This is a genomic window from Kitasatospora phosalacinea, from assembly GCF_000717185.1.
Lineage (GTDB): Bacteria > Actinomycetota > Actinomycetes > Streptomycetales > Streptomycetaceae > Kitasatospora > Kitasatospora phosalacinea_A.
Window position 1 is genome coordinate 1 of the sequence record NZ_JNYE01000242.1, and the last position, 2,398, is coordinate 2,398.

The 2,398-nt window shown below is 75.1% G+C and carries 1 pseudogene; it reads right to left on the minus strand.

The features are described 5' to 3' along the window. Window positions 1-2,398: pseudogene (locus OO57_RS42040) on the minus strand (beta-ketoacyl synthase N-terminal-like domain-containing protein); the annotation flags it as partial.

Below are 2,398 nucleotides of genomic sequence, written 5' to 3' on the forward strand. Positions count from 1 at the left end.
GGGGGTGAATGCGGCGCAGACCTCGTCGAGGGTTTGGGCGAAGACGGGGTGGGTGTCGTAGAGCTCGCGGCCCATGCCCGGACGCTGACTCCCCTGGCCGCCGAAGAGGAAGGCCACCTTGCCGTCCCGCGCCGCGCCCGTCACCACCCGGGCGCCGGTGCCGCCCTCCGCCAACACCCGTAGGCCGTCGAGCAGTTCCTCGCGCCGCGCACCGACCACGGCGGCGCGGTGCGCGAACGCGGTGCGGGTCGTGCCCAGGGCCAGGCCGGTCGCGGCGACGGAGGCCCCGGGGCGGTCGGCGAGGTACTGCGCCAGCCGGGCCGCCTGGGTGCGCAGCGCGCCCTCGGTCGGTGCCGAGACGGTCCAGACCGTCGGGAGGCCGGAGTCGGCGGGTGCTTCGGAGGTGGGCTCGGAGGCGGGCTCGGGTGCGGGTTCAGGTTGGGGTTCGGGCTGGGGCTGGGGTTCGGGTGCTTCGAGGATGAGGTGGGCGTTGGTGCCGCTGATGCCGAAGGAGGAGACAGCGGCGCGGCGGGGGCGGTCGGTGTCGGGGTCGGGCCAGGGCTGCGGTTCGGTGAGCAGTTGGAGGGCGCCGGTGCTCCAGTCGACGTGCGGGCTGGGGGTGGCGCTGTGCAGGGTCGGGGGGAGGGTGCCGTGCTGCATGGCGAGGATCATCTTGATGGCGCCCGCGACGCCCGCGGCGGCCTGGGTGTGGCCGATGTTGGTTTTGATCGAGCCGAGCCAGAGGGGTTGGTCAGGGGTGTGGTGCTGTCCGTAAGTCGCTTGGAGGGCTTGGGCTTCGATGGGGTCGCCGAGGCGGGTGCCGGTGCCGTGGGCTTCGACGGCGTCGATGTCGGCGGGGGTGAGGCCCGAGGCGGTGAGGGTCGGCGAGGGCGGTGCCGTCGGCGTCGGCGGAGAACGCCTTGCAACGGCCGTCGGCGGCGAGGCCGCGTTGGCGGCTGAACTCGATGAAGGTGCTCGGGGTGGACATGACGGTGACGCCGCCCGCGAGGGCGAGGGTGCACTCGCCCTGGCGCAGGGCCTGCGTGGCCAGGTGGACGGCGACCAGGGAGGAGGAGCAGGCGGTGTCGACCGAGACGGCGGGGCCCTCCAGGCCGAGGGTGTAGGAGACCCGGCCCGACGCCACGCTGCCCGCGCTGCCGTTGCCGAGGTAGCCCTCCAGGTCCTCGGGCGGGTCGGTGATCCGGGAGCCGTAGTCGTTGTACATCACGCCCGCGAAGACGCCGGTGCGGCTGCCGCGCAGCGAGGTCGGGTCGATCCCGGCGCGTTCGACGGCCTCCCAGGCGGTCTCCAGCAGCAGGCGCTGCTGAAGAGGGCGTCCACGTCCCAGTCGCGGTCCTCGGGGAAGTCCGAGATCGCCTCCCGGCCCTCGGCGACCAGCTGCCACAGCTCCTCGGGGCTGGTGATGCCGCCCGGGTAGCGGCAGCCGATGCCGATCACCGCGATCGGCTCGGTGGTGACGGCCGGGGCCGCCTGGGCGGGTGCGGCGGGCTGTTCGCCCGTCAGCTCGGCCCGCAGGCGGTCGGCGAGGGCCGCCGCCGTGGGGTGGTCGAAGACCAGGGAGGCGGGCAGGCGCAGGCCGGTCGCCCGGTTGAGCCGGTTGCGCAGTTCGACGGCGGTCAGGGAGTCGAAGCCCAGCTCGGTGAACGGCCGTTCGTGGGGCACGGCGTCACCGTCCGCGTGGCCGAGCACGGTCGCCACCTGCTCGGCGACCAGGGCCACCAGGCGGCGGCGCCGTTCGGCGGCGGGCAGGCGGTGCAGTTCCTCGGACAGGCCCGCCGGGCGGGCGTCCGTTCCGGCGAGCGGCCGGGGCGAGGACGCGGGACGCACCAGCGAGCGCAGCAGGCTCGGCACGGGCGCGCCGGAGCGGGCGAGGGCGGCGGTGTCCAGCCGGGCGGGGACGGTGACCGGGTTCGGGGCGGCCAGGGCGGCGTCGAACAGGGCGAGGCCCTGCTCGGCGCTGATCGGCGCGATGCCCGAGCGGCGCAGGCGGGCCTGGTCGGCGTCGGTCAGGTCGCCGGTCATGCCGCTGCTGTCGGCCCACAGGCCCCAGGCGAGCGAGGTGGCGGGCAGGCCGCGGGCGTGCCGGTGCTGGGCGAGGGCGTCCAGGAAGGCGTTGGCGGCCGCGTAGTTGGCCTGTCCGGCGGTGCCGAGGGTGCCGGTGGCGGAGGAGAACAGGACGAAGGCGGTGAGGTCGTGGTCGGCGGTCAGTTCGTGCAGGTGCCAGGCGGCGTCCACCTTCGGGCGCAGGACGTTGTCGAGTTGGCGGTCGGTCAGTGCCTCGACGGTGGCGTCGTCGAGGACGCCCGCGGTGTGGACGACGGCGCTGAGGCGGTGGTCGGCGAGGAGGTCGGTGACGGCTCGGCGGTCGGTCATGTCG